Raw genomic sequence first — 15,259 nt, forward strand, 5'->3', positions numbered from 1 at the left:
CCCCCCGCGGCGGCCAACCAAACCCGGTTGGGCGGAAAAATCGGACACGGTTTACCGTCGTTTGATAACGGTGGTGTGCAGATAAGGGGTCGTGGATGGATCTGTCCTGGTCAGCCGAGGATCTGCGGTTCCGCGATGAGGTGCGCGCGTTCCTCGACGAGAAACTCACACCCGATCTGCGCCAGGCCGGCCGACTGATGACCAGCGTCTACGCCGACCACGACGCCAGCATGGCCTGGCAGGCGATCCTGCACGAACGCGGCTGGGCCGCCCCGGCCTGGCCGCCTGCGTACGGCGGCTGCGACTGGTCTCTGACCCAGCATTACATCTTCAGCCGCGAATCGACCCTGGCCGGCGCTCCATCGCTGTCGCCCATGGGCATCCGGATGGTCGCCCACGCCATCATCGCCTTCGGCACCCCCGAGCAGAAGGACTACTTCCTGCCGCGCATTCTGACCGGGGAGGTGTTCTTCTGCCAGGGTTACTCCGAGCCGGAGGCCGGCTCGGATCTCGCCGCGCTGTCGATGGCGGCCGTCGACGACGGAGACGACCTCGTCTGCACCGGCAGCAAGATCTGGACAACGCATGCCGGAGAGGCGAATTGGATCTTCGCGTTGGTGCGCACGTCGCGGTCGGCCAAGAAGCAACAGGGCATCACGTTCGTTCTCATCGACATGACCAGCCCTGGCATCGAGATCCGGCCGCTGGTGATGACCTCCGGTGAGAAGGTGCAGAACCAGATCTTTTTCGACGGGGTCCGGGTGCCCAAGTCCAATGTGCTCGGCCAGATCGACGACGGCTGGACGGTTGCCAAGTACCTGCTGGAGTTCGAGCGCGGCGGTGGCGCCACCGCGCCGGCCCTGCAGGTGATGGCCGAGTCGGTCGCTGCCGAAGCCGAAACTCAGACCGGCCCGTCAGGCGGTCCGCTGATCGATGACGCCGCCTTCGCCGCGAAACTCGCCGACATCCGCATCCGCACCGAGGTTCTCGAGATCCTCGAATACCGGGTGCTGGCAACGGTTGCCGAGGGCAAGAACCCCGGCGCGGCGTCCTCGATGCTCAAGGTCCTGTCCACCGAGCTGTCCCAGGCGATCACCGAACTGGCGCTCGAGGCGGCCGGGCCGCGCGGGCGGGCGTATCAGCCGCACGCCACCCGTCCCGGCGGGCCGGTCGAAGACTTCGAGCCGCCCCGCGACGGCTACATCAGCGGCCAGCCGTGGCAAGCCGTCGCCGCACTGCGCTACTTCAACGACCGGGCCGGCTCGATTTACGCCGGCTCCAACGAGATTCAACGCAACATCCTGGCCAAAGCGACGTTGGGGCTGTAGATGGACTTCAATCTGAGCAAAGAACAAGAGTTGCTGCGCGACGGCCTCGGCAAGTTCCTGGCCACCCGCTACGAGCTGGAGAAGAGCCGCACTGCTGCCAAGGTCGGCCTCGGCTGGCAGCCCGACATCTGGCGCGGCTTCGCCGAGGAACTCGGCATTCTGGGTGCCACGCTGCCCGAGTCGGCAGGTGGGATCGGCGGTGGACCTATCGAGATCATGGTCATCGCAGAGGAATTGGGCCGAGCACTGGTGATCGAGCCGTTCGTCGAGACCGCCGTCGTGGCGGCCGGCCTGCTGCAGCGCGCCGACGGACCGGCCGCCGCCGCGGTGCTCGAACGGATCGCCGAGGGTAGTGCGATCGTCGCCGTAGCCGCCGCGGAGCCGGACTCCGGGGACCGTTGGGCCAGTGTGTCCACCACCGCCGTCCGCGACGGCGCCGACTGGGTGCTTACCGGCGGCAAGGCGGTTGTCGTCGGCGCACCGATCGCCACCCATCTGCTGATCACCGCGCGGACCTCGGGCCAATCCGGAGAAGCGCAAGGGATTTCACTGTTCCTGATCGAGTTCGACCCCGCCGCACCGCCGCACGGGATGACGTTGCACAGCTACCACACCATCGACGACCGGCGGGCCGCCGACCTCGATTTCGACGGGCTCCGACTGCCGGTGGATGCGTTGCTCGACGACGACGTATGGCCGTCGCTCGCTCAGGCCCGCGACGAAGGCGCGGCCGCGGTGTGCGCGGAGGCGGTCGGCGCGATGCGCAAGGTGCTCGCCGACACCGTCGATTACAGCAAGCAACGTCAGCAATTCGGCCAGCCGATCGGCAGCTTCCAGGTGCTGCAGCACCGCATGGTGGACATGTACATGGAACTCGAACAGGCGGTGTCCGCGGTGTATCTCGCCGTGCTCAACCTCGGTGCCGAAGCGCACGCGCGGGCCAAGGCCGTGTCGGCGGCCAAGGTGACCGTCGGGCGCGCGGCGCGGTTCATCGGCCAGAACGCCGTTCAGTTGCACGGCGGCATGGGCATGACCGAGGAATTGGCGATCGGCCACTACTTCAAACGGCTGACCGCGGTGCAGTACGAGTTCGGATCCACCGACCACCACCGCACCCGCTACGCCAAACTGTCTCGGCCCTAACCGTTTTGGGCTGCCTTGCGGTTGCGTTCCCGCATGGAGGCGATCACTCCGCCGTCGTTGAGGATGTCGGTCCCGGTGAGATAGGCGGCTCGGTCGCTGACGCAGAAGGCGAACAACTCGGCCATCTCCTCGGCTTTGCCCCAGCGGGGCACCGCGAAGTCGGCGACCATTGCCCCAGCGCCGGCCTTCTCTTCCAGCCGGCCCATTTCGGTGTCGACCGACCCCGGTGACACCGACACGATGCGCAGCCCGCGGCCGTTGAACCGCTCGGCCTGCGCGGTGCTGTACCACCGCACGAAATACTTGCTGAGGCTGTAGGCCAGCCCGGAGCGCATCTGCTCACCAGCCAGGTTGCAGGCCGTCAGCATCTCCTCGAGGAACTGCGTCTCGTCGGTCAGGGCGAGGTCGAAGTGCTGGGTGGGGACGATCTCGTCGGGCAGCATGTGCGAGGCCATCGACGCCACGTTGACGATGGCGGCGCCTTCCGGAGCCGAGGCGAAGAAGGCCTCGTTGACTTCAACGGTGCCGATCGCGTTGGTGCTGACGATGTAGTCGGCGTCGCCCATGCTGGGACTGACGCCGGCGGTATGGACGACCGAGGCGAGCGGCCCGAGTGCCGTCGCGGTCTCGAAGAGGCGCGTGACGGCGTGGCGGTCGGTGACATCGGCGTTGACCGTGGTTGCCGTGATGCCGAGATCGCTCAGCGTGGCCGCCGCCTGCTCAAGGCGTTCACCCCTGACGTCGCACAGCACCACGTGGTGGTCATGACCGAGGATCTTCGCCGTGGCCAGACCCATGCCACCCGCGCCCCCAGTGATGATCGAGACCGTGTTCATGCCCAGGAGGTTATCTGAGCGGTCGCTCAGCGGAACTGGGGGGCGGTCGTCCGGCGTTAGGAAACTGTCATTGGCGAGCGCCTGACAGATCGCCTGCAAAGGGCTTGACTGGTGGACAGAAGGAGGGTGGTCATGCTGAACAAGATTGTCGGTGCGGTCACACAGATCGCCGAGGCCGGCGGGTCGATAGTGGGGATCCGAAGCGGCACCGAGGAGCCGGACTACACCGTGGAGCGAGAGATCGACGGGGTGCAGATCCGCCGGTACGGCCCGCGGATCGCCGCCGAGACCACCGTCGAGTCGGCCAACGAGGAGGCCAGCCGCAGCGAGGGTTTCCGACGCCTGGCCCGCTACATCTTCGGCGCCAACTCAGGCAAGGACAAGATCGCGATGACAGCCCCGGTCGCCCAGCAGCAGAGCGAGAAGATCGCGATGACAGCCCCGGTCGCCTCCCAGCGCGACTCGACCGGCGACTGGGTCATCCAGTTCTTCATGCCGTCGAAGTACACGATGGACACGCTGCCGACCCCGAAGGACGAACGTGTTCGTCTGGTGGAGGTGCCCGGCGAGACGGTGGCCGTGCTGCGCTACAACGGGCCCTACGGGTCCAAGGGTGTCGCCGCGCATGCCGAGAAATTGTTGGACACGTTGAGCCGCAACAAGATCGAGGCGATCAGCGAACCGCAGGCGTGGTTCTACGATCCCCCGTGGACGGTTCCGTTCCTGCGCCGCAACGAGGTTCTCGTTAAACTCGCCGACACCGTGAATTAACCACGCCGCGGTAGTCCGCGACGTCCCGGTGGCACGGTGGCACAATTCCGGCGTGCCCACACCCGCACCCTGGCTGGCCCCGGCGATTCGGCCGTACCACGCGACATGGCTGCGCAGCGACATCATGGCGGGCCTCAGTACCGGCGCGGTGGTGATTCCGCTGGCGATGGCCTACGCCACCGTCGCCAACATGCCGGTCCAGATGGGGTTGTACACCTGCATCTTCCCGGTGATGGTGTACGCGTTCATCGGTGGCGCCCGCGCCGTCAGCATCAGCACCACCTCGACGGTGTCCAGCCTGACCGCCTCGACCATGCTCGCCGGCGGGATCCTGATCGGCTCCACCGACCAGCGTGGCGACTTGGTGACGCTGACCATCCTCGTCGGCGGGTTCTTGTTGATTGCCAGGCTGTTTCGGCTTGGCATGCTGGTCGACAACATCAACGACATGACGCTGATCGGCATCAAGATCGCAGTCGGCCTGACGGTCGCGGCCGCGCAGTTGCCGCGGTTGCTGGGCGTTCCGCCGCATCCGAACAACACCGGGTTCTTCCGCGTCGCCTGGGCGGCGCTGTCGCAGATTCGCGAGTCCAGCCTGGTGACCGTGGTCATCTCGGTGGTGTGCATCGTGGTGTTGCTGACGCTGGCCAAACTCGCCCCGAGGGTGCCCGGGCCGCTGGTCGTCATCGTCGCCGGGATCGTGGTGAGCGCCGTGTTCGCCCTGCCCGATCGCGGTGTGGCGCTGATCCCGCCGGTGCCCGCGGGGCTGCCTGTTCCGGAGCTGCCGCACCTCGACCATCACATCGTCCCGCTGCTGCCCGGGGCGCTGGCGATCGCGGTGATGGCGTTCCTGGAGTCCATCGCGGTGGCGCGGACCTCGCGCCGTACCGGCGAGCCGCCGGTCGAGCCCGACCGCGAACTGCTGGCGCTGGGGCTGGCATCGGTGGCCAGTTCGTTCTTCCATTCGCTGCCTCCCGCCGGCGGCTTCGCCCAGACCGCGGTGAACCTGCGCTCCGGCGCGCGCAGCCAGATCAGCGGGCTGGTGATGGCGGCGCTGGCCGTGCTGGTCGCACTCGTGGTCGCCCCGATTCTCGACCGGCTGCCCCAGGCGGTGCTCGGTGCGGTGGTGGTCGTCGCCGTCTCGCGGCTGGTCGACATCGCGGCGTTGCGCCGGCTCTACCGGCTTAATCCACGAGAGTGCTTGGGCGCCATCGCTGTTGCCGCACTCGGGCTGTCATTCGGGCTCATCGTCGCCGTTGCCGTCGCCGTGGCGGTGACCCTGCTGATCGTGCTGCACGTCGTCAACAGCCCCCACGTCGTCCAGCTGTTGCGAGCCGACAACGGGGCGTGGGTGGAGCAGCCGGAGAACGCGACGCTGGCGCCCGCAGATCCGTTGGTGCTGCGCTGCCTGGTGCCGCTCTACGCCGCCAATGTGCGTCCGAACATCGCCGTCATCCGCAATGCCGCGCTGAACGCCGAGACGACACCGACTGTGGTCGTGCTCGACCTGGTGCGTCAGACCGTCCTGGAGTCGACGGTCCTGCACATCCTGGTGGACCTCGACCTCGAATTGTCCGGCGCGGGTGTGCGTTTGATGTTCACCGGACTGCCCGAACGCGCGTTGCAGACCGTCGCGCGCACCCAGTGGTGGCACGAGGTGCTCGCCGACGAGCGTTACCAGCCCGACCCCGATCTCGCCCTCGAGGTCGCCAAGCGGCACTGACTGGCCGGCCTACGGTGTCGGTGCCGCCGGTGCGGCGTCCACGGGTGCCGCGGCCGAGGAACCGATCGGCCCGGACGGCGCCGACGACTGGCCGGGTCCGGCGCTGGCGGTCATCGGGCGCTGAGCGAGCAGGAGAAGCGCGTCGCCCATCGTCACGTCCTGTGTCTGGATGGCGTGCCAGATCTCGCGCAGGTAGCCCATGTTGCGGGTCTGGGGCGGGGTGTCGGTGGTGCCCGGCGGCAGGTTGCCCGGGCTGGGCAGGTGCGGCACACCGTCGGCGAGCTGGGTCGGCTCGGCCGACACGGCCTGCGTGGTGGCGTCGACGGGAACGACCGGGGCGGGCGCCGGTTCGGCCGGATCGGCAAGGGCAGTAGGTGCGCTCAGGACTGCCAACCCCGCGCCCAGCGCTGCGACCCCGAGGCAGGCTCGGCGCACTGGCGCCCAGCTGTGGACGGTCGTATTCATGGTGATCGCCACCGTCATCTCCTCCGCGGTCGTTCCGGACGGCGAAAACCGGTCATCTCGGCCGGTGAGCGCCCTATACCGGTGATTCAGATACCACCTCCATTTTGTTACATCAGCCACTTGCGTCACCTCGGTTTCACCAGTCCCGCCCGCCTCGGTGTCAACGCCCCGCGGCCTGGAGCCGACGGCGCCCCGCAGCACCGTCTCGACTCCCCCTGACCAGCACGAACACCAAATCGGCTTGAAACGGGGCGTACCCGGGTGTAAAGATTCGTTGCCCGCAGAACCTGGGATATCGGGGTTCTGGCGCGCCTGAAGTCTCGAAACTTTCCCAGCTGATGCGGTCGTTATGACTAGTAGCGAACAGAAGGCGATTCGGGCAGGGGTATCGATGCAGGTTCCGGATGATGACGTATTGACCGGGGGTGCCCTCGCCGGCGACGAGTCCGGCGGCCGGCCTGAGCAGGTCGGTTGGTTTCGGTTCTACTTCGCCGACGAGCGCTGGGAATGGTCCCCTGAGGTTCAGTTGATGCACGGCTACCAGCCGGGCACTGTCTCCCCCACCACCGAGCTGGTGTTGTCGCACAAACATCCGGACGACTACCAGGCCGTCGCGAACACCCTCGACGAGGTCCGCAGGCATCATCAGGCGTTCAGCACCCGGCACCGGATTCTCGACACGGAAGGCCGCATTCACCACGTCATCGTGGTGGCCGACAAGCTGCTCGACGACGATGGCGTGGTCGTCGGCACGCACGGCTTCTACGTCGACGTCAGCCCCGCCGAACATCACCAGCAGCGGCGCCTGACCGAGGCGATCGCCGAGATCGCCGAAAACCGGGCGGCCATCGAACAGGCCAAGGGCATGCTGATGATCATCTACGGCATCGAGGCCGACGCGGCGTTCGACCTGCTGCGGTGGCGCTCCCAGGAAGCCAATATCAAGCTGCGGGTGCTTGCCGAGCAGGTGGTCACCGACTTCGTCAGCCTCACCCAGAGCGGAAAGCCCGCACCCCGATCCGCCTACGACAACCTGCTGCTGACTGCGGACCGTCGCATCGGAAGCTCAGCCGAGCCGCAACCGTACTGAGCGGCCGCCGGGCACTTATGCTCCCGTGGTGCCCGACGACCCCGCGCTGAGCGCGCGCATCGCCCGGATCCTTCGTGCCCGACCGCTGCTGTCGTTCTTCGTCCTGTCCTACGCGGTGACCTGGCTGCTCTGGGCGCCGCTGGTGATCACCGGCGTGCCCGCGTTCTCCGAGACCACCCACACACCGTCCTGGTATGCGCTGCCCGCCGTCGCCGTGGGTGTCACCGGAACAGCGTTCTTCATGACCGCGGTCACCCAGGGCCGGGCCGGCGTGCACCGACTCGTCCAGCGACTGAGGTGCTGGCGGGTGGGCCCGGCCTGGTATCTGGTGGCGATGCTGCTCATCCCCGTCGGCCAGCTGCTGATCACCGCGGCCCTGGTCAGCCCAGAGGCCCTGCGGGCCCTGACCCCGTCGGCGCTGGCGCTCTACCCGAGCTCCTATCTGGCGCACTTCGTCTTCGGTCCGCTGTTCGAGGAATCCGGCTGGCGCGGGTTCGCCCTGCCGCGGATGCAGCACAGGTTCGGTCCGGTGCGGGCGACGCTGCTGCTCGGGCTGCTGTGGAGCGGGTGGCACTTCTTCCTCTACGCCCCGTCGTGGTTTGCCGGTGGTGCGGTCAATGGTGTTGTGGGCGTTGGCATTTTCGTGGTGTTCACCACCAGCATCAGCTTCGTCTTCACCTGGCTGTTCAACAACACCAAGGCCAGTCTGCTGCTGGCGATCCTGCTGCACGGCTCGGTCGACGGCACCGCCACCTATCTGCTGCGGCTGGCAGACAAGGGGGTGATCTCCTCGGATGTCGCCCAATTCAGCGGACAGTTCGGGGTGCTGATCCTGTGTGTCGTGACAACGCTGGCGCTGGTGCTGGTCACCCGGCGCCGGCTCGGCTACCCGCGTTATCGCGCGGAGGCCGAGCGGCTCGACCTCGGGGACGCCGGGCGCTGACCGACAGGCACAATGCAGACATGCCCGCATTGCAGGGAGTGCTCGCCGGCCTGACCGTCGCATTGGTCTTGGCGCCGACGGCGGCGGCCGGCCCCGACGGCGGGGTGCCGCCGGTGAGCCCGCAGGCCGCGGCGGCCGGTTTCGTCGACGTCCGCACCGTGGTTCCCGACGCGATCGTCGATATGCGCTACGCCAGGGCGGACAACTTCACCGGCGTGCAGCTCTACCCCGCAGATGCCCGGTGCCTGGTGCACGAGTCGATGGCGCCCGGCCTGGCGGCGGCCGCCGAGGCACTGCGGGCCCAGGGCGAGGTTCTGGTGTTCTGGGACTGCTACCGCCCGCACGACGTCCAGGTCCGGATGTTCGACGTGGTGTCCAACCCGGCATGGGTGGCCAGGCCCGGACCGTATGCGCGCAGCCACGAGGCCGGCCGGTCGGTGGACGTGACGCTGGCGCAGCAGGGCCGGCTGGTGGACATGGGCACCGGATTCGACGACTTCTCCCCGCGCGCGATGGCCTATGCCACCGACGGGGTCAGCGCGCAGGCGCAGGCGAACCGGGCGCAGTTGCGCTCGGCGATGGCAGCCGGTGGGCTGGCGCCGTACTCCGGCGAGTGGTGGCATTTCGACGGTCCCGGCGCCGGTGTGCAACGGCCGATCCTGGACGTGCCCGTCGACTGAGCGCGGCGTGGTCAGCCGACGGCGGCCCGGCCGGCCTCGAGGCGGGCCACCGGCAACCGGAACGGCGAGCAGGACACGTAGTCCAGGCCCGTCCGGTGGAAAAAGTGGATGGACTCGGGGTCGCCGCCGTGCTCGCCACAGACGCCAAGCTTGATGTGGGGCTTGGTCTTTCGGCCCTCCCGGGCGGCGATCTCCACGAGCCTGCCCACGCCGTCGGCGTCGATGGTCTCGAACGGCGAAATGGTGAAGACACCTTTTTCCAGGTAGGCGGCGAACACCGTGGACTCGACGTCGTCGCGGGAGAAGCCCCAGGTCGTCTGGGTCAGGTCGTTGGTGCCGAAGGAGAAGAAGTCCGCGGCATCGGCGATCCGGTGGGCGGTCAGTGCGGCGCGCGGCAATTCGATCATCGTGCCGATCGGAACGGTCAGGCTGACACCGTTCTCGGCGGCCACATCGGCGAGGATCCGTTCGGTTTCGTCGCGGACCAGGTGCAGCTCCATCACCGAGCCGACCAGTGGCACCATGATCTCGATCTTCGGGTTCTTGCCCGCGGCGATCTGGTGACATGCCGCCTCGCTCAGTGCCCGCACCTGCAGCGCGAACAGGCCCGGGGTGAGCAGGCCCAGTCGCACTCCCCGCAGCCCCAGCATCGGGTTCGACTCGTGCAGCCTTTCCACCGCCGCCTGCAGCTTGCGGTCAGCCTCCACCTGCGGACCGGTCTCCCCCCTGGCCTCGGCGACGGCGACCTTGACCGCCAATTCGGTTCGGTCCGGTAGGAATTCGTGCAACGGCGGGTCGAGCAGGCGGATGGTCACCGGCAGGCCGTCCATCGCGTCGAGCAGTCCGGTGAAGTCCTCACGCTGCAGGGTCAGCAAGGCGGCCAGCGCATCGTCGCGTTCGTCGGTGCCCTCGGCCAGGATGACCCGTTCGATGAGCACCCGACGATCGCCGAGGAACATGTGCTCGGTGCGGCACAAGCCGATGCCCTGGGCGCCAAGGGATCTCGCGCGGGCGGCATCGGCGGCGGTGTCGGCATTGGCCCGCACCGCCAGGCGCCGTCGGCTGTCGGCGTGGGTGAGCAACCGGTCGACGGCCTTGACCAGCGCGGCGGTCTCGTCGTCGGCGCCGGTGAGCGCCGCCTCGACACCGGACTCGAGATAGGTCTCGACCGGTGAGGGCACAACGGGCATCGCGCCCAGGAAGATCTCACCGGTCGAGCCGTCGATACTGATCTGGTCGCCCTCGTTGATCACGACCGTGCCGATCCGCGCGGTGCGCCCGGCCGCGTCGACGTCGAGTGCTTCGGCGCCGCACACGCACGTTTTGCCCATGCCGCGGGCGACGACGGCGGCGTGCGAGGTCTTGCCTCCGCGCGCGGTCAGGATCCCGTCCGCGGCGATCATGCCTTCGAGGTCGTCGGGGTTGGTTTCCCGCCGGACCAGGACCACCTGCTCGCCACGGCCCGCCCACGCCTTGGCGGTCGGCGAGTCGAACACCGCGCGGCCCACAGCGGCACCGGGTGAGGCGGCCATCCCCTTGGTCAGCAGATCGCGGGGCACCGACCGGTCGAACTGCGGGAACATCAGCAGCGCGAGTTGCGAGCCCGACACCCGGGCCAGCGCTTCGTCCAGCGTGATGAGGTTCTCGTCGACCAGCTGCGCGGCGATCCGGAATGCCGCTGCGGCAGTGCGCTTTCCGACCCGGGTCTGCAACATCCACAGCGTGCCGCGCTCGATGGTGAACTCGATGTCGCACAGGTCGCGGTAGTGGGTCTCCAGCCGGCGCATCACCTTCAGCAGCTGCTTGTGCGACTTGGGATCCAAGTCCTTGAGATCGTCCAGCGACAGGGTGTTGCGGATTCCGGCGACGACATCCTCACCCTGGGCGTTGGCCAGGTAGTCCCCGTATGCGCCGGTGCGTCCGGTGGCCGGGTCCCGGGTGAATGCGACGCCGGTGCCGCTGGACTCCCCCAGATTCCCGAACACCATGGTGCAGATGTTGACCGCGGTGCCCAGGTGCTGCGGAATCCGCTCCCTGCGCCGGTAGAGCCGGGCCCGGTCGGTGTTCCACGAGTCGAAGACGGCGTTGATCGCCATGTCGAGCTGTTCGCGCGGATGCTGCGGGAACTCCTGACCGGAGTGCTCACGCACGGCGTCCTTGAAGGTGGTCACCAGCGCCTTGAGATCGTCGACGTCGAGGTCGAGATCGCTGGAGACGCCTTTCGTCGACTTCGCCTTGTCGAGCGCATCGGAGAACACCTCGCCGGGCATCTCCAGCACGGTCTTGCCGAACATCTGCACCAGCCGGCGGTAGGAATCCCAGGCGAATCGCTCGTCGCCGGACTCCTCGGCAAGTCCCTTCACGCTGGCGTCGTTGAGCCCGATGTTGAGCACCGTCTCCATCATCCCGGGCATCGAGAACGCCGCCCCGGAGCGAACACTGACCAGCAGTGGGTCGTGCCGGTCGCCGAGGCGGCGGCCCAGGTTGTCCTCCAGCTGGCGCAGCGCCATCGTGACCTGCACCCGCAACTCGCCGGGCGCGCTGCCGTGGGCCAGATACTCCCGGCACGCCTCGGTGGTGATGGTGAAGCCGGGCGGCACCGGCAGCCCGAGTTTGGTCATCTCGGCCAGGTTCGCGCCCTTGCCGCCCAGCAGGCCCTTCTGGTCTTTGTCGCCCTCGGTGAAGTCGTAGACGTATTTGGTCATCGGAGTTCTCCTTGCGGTTACCAAACGGTAAGCCGAAAGGCGGGCTCACCGTGCCGGTTCGGCAGCCGCCGACGAACATGGTCGTGCCGTTGCCCCAACAATCGATCATGGTGGCGCCGTTGCCCCAACAATGTCGAGGGCGATGTCGACGAGCATGTCCTCCTGGCCGCCGATCATCCCGCGCCGGCCGGCTTCTTCGAGCAGAGTGCGGGTGTCGAGCCCGTAGCGTTCGGCGGCGGCCTCGGCGTGCCGCAGGAAGCTGGAGTAGACGCCGGCGTACCCCAGTGTCAGGGTTTCGCGGTCCACCCGGACCGGTCGGTCCTGCAGCGGACGGACCAGTTCGTCGGCGGCATCTTCGAGCGCGTGCAGGTCACAGCCGTGATTCCATCCTCTGCGGCTGGCCGCGGCGATGAACACCTCCAGCGGAGCGTTGCCCGCACCGGCGCCCATGCCGGCGAGTGAGGCGTCGACCCGGTTGGCGCCGTGTTCGACGGCGACCATCGAATTGGCCACGCCCAGTGAGAGGTTGTGGTGGGCGTGGATTCCGATTTCGGTTGTCGTATGCAGGGTCTGGCGCAGCGCGTCGACCCGTTCGGCCACATCGTGCATCAGCATGGCACCGCCGGAGTCGACGACGTAGACACAGCCGGCGCCGTAGCTTTCCATCAGCTTGGCCTGGGTGGCCAGCGCCACCGGTGTGGTCAGATGGCTCATCATCAGGAAGCCCACCGCGTCCATGCCGAGTTCCCTTGCCGCAGAGAGGTGTTCGGCCGCGATATCGGCTTCGGTGCAGTGCGTGGCCACCCGCACCACCGCCGCCCCGGCGCGGTGTGCATCGTTGAGGTTTCGCACCGTCCCGATTCCCGGCAGCAGCAGTGTCGCGACTTTGGCTCGGCGCACCACCGATGCCACGGCCTCGATCCACTCCAGGTCGGTGTGGGCGGCGAACCCGTAGTTGCATGTCGATCCGGCCAGTCCGTCGCCATGGGCCACCTCGATGGAGTCCACCCCGGCGGCGTCGAGCGCAGCGGCGATCGTCGCCACCTGGCCAGTGCTGTACTGGTGGCGCACGGCGTGCATACCGTCGCGCAGGGTGACGTCGCTGATGTAGAGATCGCCGGTCATAGCGTGGCTCCGGTGGTGCGGGCGGCGTGGCTGGCGATGCGTTCGGCGGTGTCCTTGGCCGCCGAGGTCATGATGTCGAGGTTGCCTGCGTAGGCCGGCAGGTAGTGCGCCGCACCGGCCACCTCGAGCAGCACGGTGACCCGGGTGCCGACGAACTTTCCGGTCTCGGGGATGACCAGTGCGTCGTCGGGGCCGAACGTCTCGAACTGCGGGCGTGCCTTGAGGCGATACCCGGGCACGTAGGCCTGAACCTTCTCGACCATCGCCTCGACGGAACGCTCGATCGCAGGAGCGTCGACATCGCCGTCGACCAGGCAGTAGACCGTGTTGCGCATCATGATCGGCGGATCGGCCGGGTTGAGGATCATCAGCGCCCGGCCGCGCTGCGCTCCGCCGACGGTGCACAAGGCTGCGGAGGTGGTTTCGGTGAATTCGTCGATACTGGCCCGGGTCCCGGGGCCGGCCGACTTCGCCGAGATCGACGAGACGATCTCGGCGTAGGAGACGACGCCGACCGCGCTGACCGCCGAGACGATCGGGACGGTGGCCTGCCCACCACAGGTGACCATGTTGAGGTTGGGTGCGTCGAGGTGGTCCTCGAGGTTGACCGTCGGAACGCAGTACGGTCCGACGGCGGCCGGGGTGAGGTCCAGCACGCGGACCCCGGTGTCGCGGAGCCTGGCCCAGTTGGACCGGTGTGCCGCTGCCGAGGTGGCGTCGAAGACGAGCTTGATATCGGCGAAGCCGGGCATCGCCAGCAGTCCGTCGACCCCGTCGGCGGTGGTCGCCACACCCATGCGCTGGGCGCGCGCCACACCGTCGGAGTTCGGGTCGATACCGACCATCGCCCCCATCGTCAGCGGCCCGTCGCTGCGCAGGATCTTGATCATCAGATCGGTGCCGATATTGCCCGAGCCGATGATCGCCACCGGCCAGTTCTGTTGTGAGGTCACGGTTTTCCTCAGGTGAAGGTCAGCGACACGGTGCCAAGGCCGCTGATGGTGGCCGACGCGGCGTCGCCGGATTCGACAAACGCCGCGGTGGTGAACGAACCGGACATGACGAACTGGCCGGCGGCGATCTGTGTTCCGAACGGTGCCAGTGCGTTGGCCAGCCAGGCCACTGCGGCGGCCGGATCGCCCAGCACAGCTGCGCCCAACCCGGAATCGATTTCAGTTCCATTGAGCTGCAAGGACGCCCGCGCGCCCACGAGATCGACGTCGGCGCCGAATGGCACCCACTCTCCGAGGACCACCGCGCCCGAACTGGCGTTGTCGGCGACGGTGTCGCGCAGCGTCAGCTTCCAGTCGGCGATCCGGCTGTCGACGATCTCGAGTGCGACGGCCACCGCCTCGGTCGCGGCGCGGACGTCGGCAGCGGTCACACCCGGGCCGCGCAGAGGTGCGCCCAACAGGAATGCGACTTCCGGCTCGACGCGGGGTGCACAGAACCGGTGGCGGGGTACCGCTGCACCGTGCGCCACCACCATGTCGTCAAGGATGTAGCCGAAGTCGGGTTCATCGACTCCGAGCAGCGTTTGCATCGGTTCCGACGTCAGGCCGATCTTGTGGCCGACGAGAGTATTGCCGGCGCGCAGCCGGCGGGCCAGGTTAACCTGCTGGACGGCGTAGGCGTCGGCGAGGTCCATCCCCGGATACCGCTCGGTCAGTGGCGCGATCGGCGCGCGGTCAACGTCGGCGGCGAACAACAGCTCAGCGGCCTCGTCGAGGGTCGCGCTGCGCAGTCCCATCAGTTCTCGTTCTCCTGGATCATCCGCAACGCGGTGTCGTAGATCGCCTGGCCGTGGATCGCGAAGAGGGCACCCAGGTCCACGCTGTCGCCGCCGACCTCCTTGGCGATGAACAGCCCGTCAGCCCCGGCGATCGCGTAGGTCGCCAGCGCACGGGTCTGCGCATCGGTGAGGCCCGGGGCCAGGGCACCCAGGCTGCGAATCAGCGCGTCGAAGGCCTGGTCCCGGACCTGGATGTACATCGCCCTGGCACGCGGCTCGACGGGGCGGCGCTCCAGCGCCAGCATCAGGCCGAGGCGCAGGAAGTCCGGCGAATCCGCCACCGCCTTGGCCGTGCCGGCAGCGACCTCCATCAGGCGTTCGCGGGCCACCAGGTCGTCAGGCAGCTGCCAGACCTTCAACCAGTTGCCGAAGCTGCGCTCGATCACCGCGGCGATCAGGTCGTCCTTGTCTTTGAAGTGCCAGTAGATGGAGCTGGCCGGCAGCCCGCATTTGGCGCTGACCGCGCCGATGCTGGTGCCCTCGTAGCCGCGCTCGGCGGCGATCTCGGTGGCGGCGTCGAGGATGCGGGTGCGGGACTGTTCGCCGTCCGCTCTTCGCTGCCTGCGCTTGGGCTGCTCGTGTGTGGCCATTCGATTCCTACCCCTTGACTCTGTAGCGATCGCTACATTACCGTAGCGATCACTACAGAACAAGTCCC

The 15,259-nt window shown here is 67.9% G+C and carries 14 protein-coding genes; 7 read left to right on the forward strand and 7 right to left on the reverse strand.

All coding sequences use genetic code 11. The features are described 5' to 3' along the window. Positions 1-95: 95 nt before the first annotated feature. Together HBE64_RS16355 and HBE64_RS16360 are read left to right on the forward strand one after the other, a co-directional pair. Positions 96-1,328 (forward strand): acyl-CoA dehydrogenase family protein, encoded by a 1,233-nt coding sequence (locus HBE64_RS16355; protein WP_167104278.1) that lies wholly within the window; start codon positions 96-98, stop codon positions 1,326-1,328. Continuing rightward, positions 1,329-2,471, forward strand: coding sequence for an acyl-CoA dehydrogenase family protein (locus HBE64_RS16360; protein WP_167104281.1), 1,143 nt, complete (start codon positions 1,329-1,331; stop codon positions 2,469-2,471). On the opposite strand, the gene HBE64_RS16365 is transcribed toward HBE64_RS16360, so the two are convergent. Further along, a complete protein-coding gene (locus HBE64_RS16365; RefSeq protein ID WP_167104284.1) occupies positions 2,468-3,307 on the reverse strand; it encodes an SDR family oxidoreductase in 840 nt (279 codons plus the stop codon). The two genes, HBE64_RS16360 and HBE64_RS16365, sit on opposite strands and share 4 nt — an antisense overlap. 132 nt (positions 3,308-3,439) lie before the next feature. Here HBE64_RS16365 and HBE64_RS16370 point away from each other — a divergent pair, with 132 nt between their 5' ends. Both HBE64_RS16370 and HBE64_RS16375 read left to right on the forward strand, forming a co-directional pair. Next, a complete protein-coding gene (locus tag HBE64_RS16370; protein ID WP_167104287.1) occupies positions 3,440-4,078 on the forward strand; it encodes a heme-binding protein in 639 nt (212 codons plus the stop codon). Between the two features lie 52 nt (positions 4,079-4,130). Further along, the gene (locus HBE64_RS16375) at positions 4,131-5,801 is read left to right on the forward strand and encodes a SulP family inorganic anion transporter (RefSeq protein WP_243841343.1); all 1,671 of its coding nucleotides are present in this window, start codon (positions 4,131-4,133) and stop codon (positions 5,799-5,801) included. Positions 5,802-5,810: 9 nt separating this feature from the next. Here the strand turns inward: HBE64_RS16375 and HBE64_RS16380 are convergent, their stop codons facing one another. Further along, positions 5,811-6,278, reverse strand: a complete 468-nt coding sequence (locus HBE64_RS16380) for a dopamine receptor D4 (protein ID WP_243841344.1) — start codon at positions 6,276-6,278, stop codon at positions 5,811-5,813. 379 nt (positions 6,279-6,657) lie between these two features. Between HBE64_RS16380 and HBE64_RS16385 the strand changes: the two genes are divergently transcribed. Genes HBE64_RS16385 through HBE64_RS16395 form a run of 3 tightly spaced genes read left to right on the forward strand, consistent with a single transcriptional unit; the run spans position 6,658 to position 8,979 of the window. Next, the gene (locus HBE64_RS16385) at positions 6,658-7,356 is read left to right on the forward strand and encodes a PAS and ANTAR domain-containing protein (protein WP_167104290.1); all 699 of its coding nucleotides are present in this window, start codon (positions 6,658-6,660) and stop codon (positions 7,354-7,356) included. 28 nt (positions 7,357-7,384) lie between these two features. Next, positions 7,385-8,299, forward strand: a complete 915-nt coding sequence (locus HBE64_RS16390; protein ID WP_167104293.1) for a CPBP family intramembrane glutamic endopeptidase — start codon at positions 7,385-7,387, stop codon at positions 8,297-8,299. A gap of 20 nt (positions 8,300-8,319) precedes the next feature. Next, complete coding sequence (locus tag HBE64_RS16395) at positions 8,320-8,979, forward strand: M15 family metallopeptidase (RefSeq protein ID WP_167104296.1); 660 nt, start codon at positions 8,320-8,322, stop codon at positions 8,977-8,979. Between the two features lie 11 nt (positions 8,980-8,990). Here the strand turns inward: HBE64_RS16395 and ppdK are convergent, their stop codons facing one another. From ppdK to HBE64_RS16420, 5 genes are all read right to left on the reverse strand, one after another. Then, on the reverse strand, positions 8,991-11,684 hold the full coding sequence (ppdK, locus tag HBE64_RS16400) for a pyruvate, phosphate dikinase (protein WP_167104299.1): 2,694 nt from the start codon (positions 11,682-11,684) through the stop codon (positions 8,991-8,993). A gap of 105 nt (positions 11,685-11,789) precedes the next feature. Beyond that, a complete protein-coding gene (dmpG, locus tag HBE64_RS16405; protein ID WP_167104302.1) occupies positions 11,790-12,809 on the reverse strand; it encodes a 4-hydroxy-2-oxovalerate aldolase in 1,020 nt (339 codons plus the stop codon). Next, entirely contained in the window at positions 12,806-13,738 is a 933-nt protein-coding gene (locus tag HBE64_RS16410; RefSeq protein WP_167109303.1) for an acetaldehyde dehydrogenase (acetylating), read from the reverse strand. Before HBE64_RS16410 ends, dmpG begins: the two co-directional genes overlap by 4 nt. A gap of 32 nt (positions 13,739-13,770) precedes the next feature. Then, entirely contained in the window at positions 13,771-14,559 is a 789-nt protein-coding gene (locus HBE64_RS16415) for a 2-keto-4-pentenoate hydratase (RefSeq protein ID WP_167104305.1), read from the reverse strand. After that, complete coding sequence (locus HBE64_RS16420) at positions 14,559-15,191, reverse strand: TetR/AcrR family transcriptional regulator (RefSeq protein WP_167104308.1); 633 nt, start codon at positions 15,189-15,191, stop codon at positions 14,559-14,561. Before HBE64_RS16420 ends, HBE64_RS16415 begins: the two co-directional genes overlap by 1 nt. Positions 15,192-15,259: the final 68 nt, after the last annotated feature.

The organism is Mycobacterium sp. DL592 (assembly GCF_011694515.1).
GTDB lineage: Bacteria > Actinomycetota > Actinomycetes > Mycobacteriales > Mycobacteriaceae > Mycobacterium.

Bases quoted from the DNA above. Each gene is read 5' to 3' on its own strand.
- HBE64_RS16355 (WP_167104278.1), top strand. From the start codon at position 96: ATGGATCTGTCCTGGTCAGCCGAGGATCTGCGGTTCCGCGATGAGGTG.
- HBE64_RS16360 (WP_167104281.1), top strand. From the start codon at position 1,329: ATGGACTTCAATCTGAGCAAAGAACAAGAGTTGCTGCGCGACGGCCTC.
- HBE64_RS16365 (WP_167104284.1), bottom strand. From the start codon at position 3,307: ATGAACACGGTCTCGATCATCACTGGGGGCGCGGGTGGCATGGGTCTG.
- HBE64_RS16370 (WP_167104287.1), top strand. From the start codon at position 3,440: ATGCTGAACAAGATTGTCGGTGCGGTCACACAGATCGCCGAGGCCGGC.
- HBE64_RS16385 (WP_167104290.1), top strand. From the start codon at position 6,658: ATGCAGGTTCCGGATGATGACGTATTGACCGGGGGTGCCCTCGCCGGC.
- HBE64_RS16395 (WP_167104296.1), top strand. From the start codon at position 8,320: ATGCCCGCATTGCAGGGAGTGCTCGCCGGCCTGACCGTCGCATTGGTC.
- ppdK (WP_167104299.1), bottom strand. From the start codon at position 11,684: ATGACCAAATACGTCTACGACTTCACCGAGGGCGACAAAGACCAGAAG.
- dmpG (WP_167104302.1), bottom strand. From the start codon at position 12,809: ATGACCGGCGATCTCTACATCAGCGACGTCACCCTGCGCGACGGTATG.
- HBE64_RS16415 (WP_167104305.1), bottom strand. From the start codon at position 14,559: ATGGGACTGCGCAGCGCGACCCTCGACGAGGCCGCTGAGCTGTTGTTC.
- HBE64_RS16420 (WP_167104308.1), bottom strand. From the start codon at position 15,191: ATGGCCACACACGAGCAGCCCAAGCGCAGGCAGCGAAGAGCGGACGGC.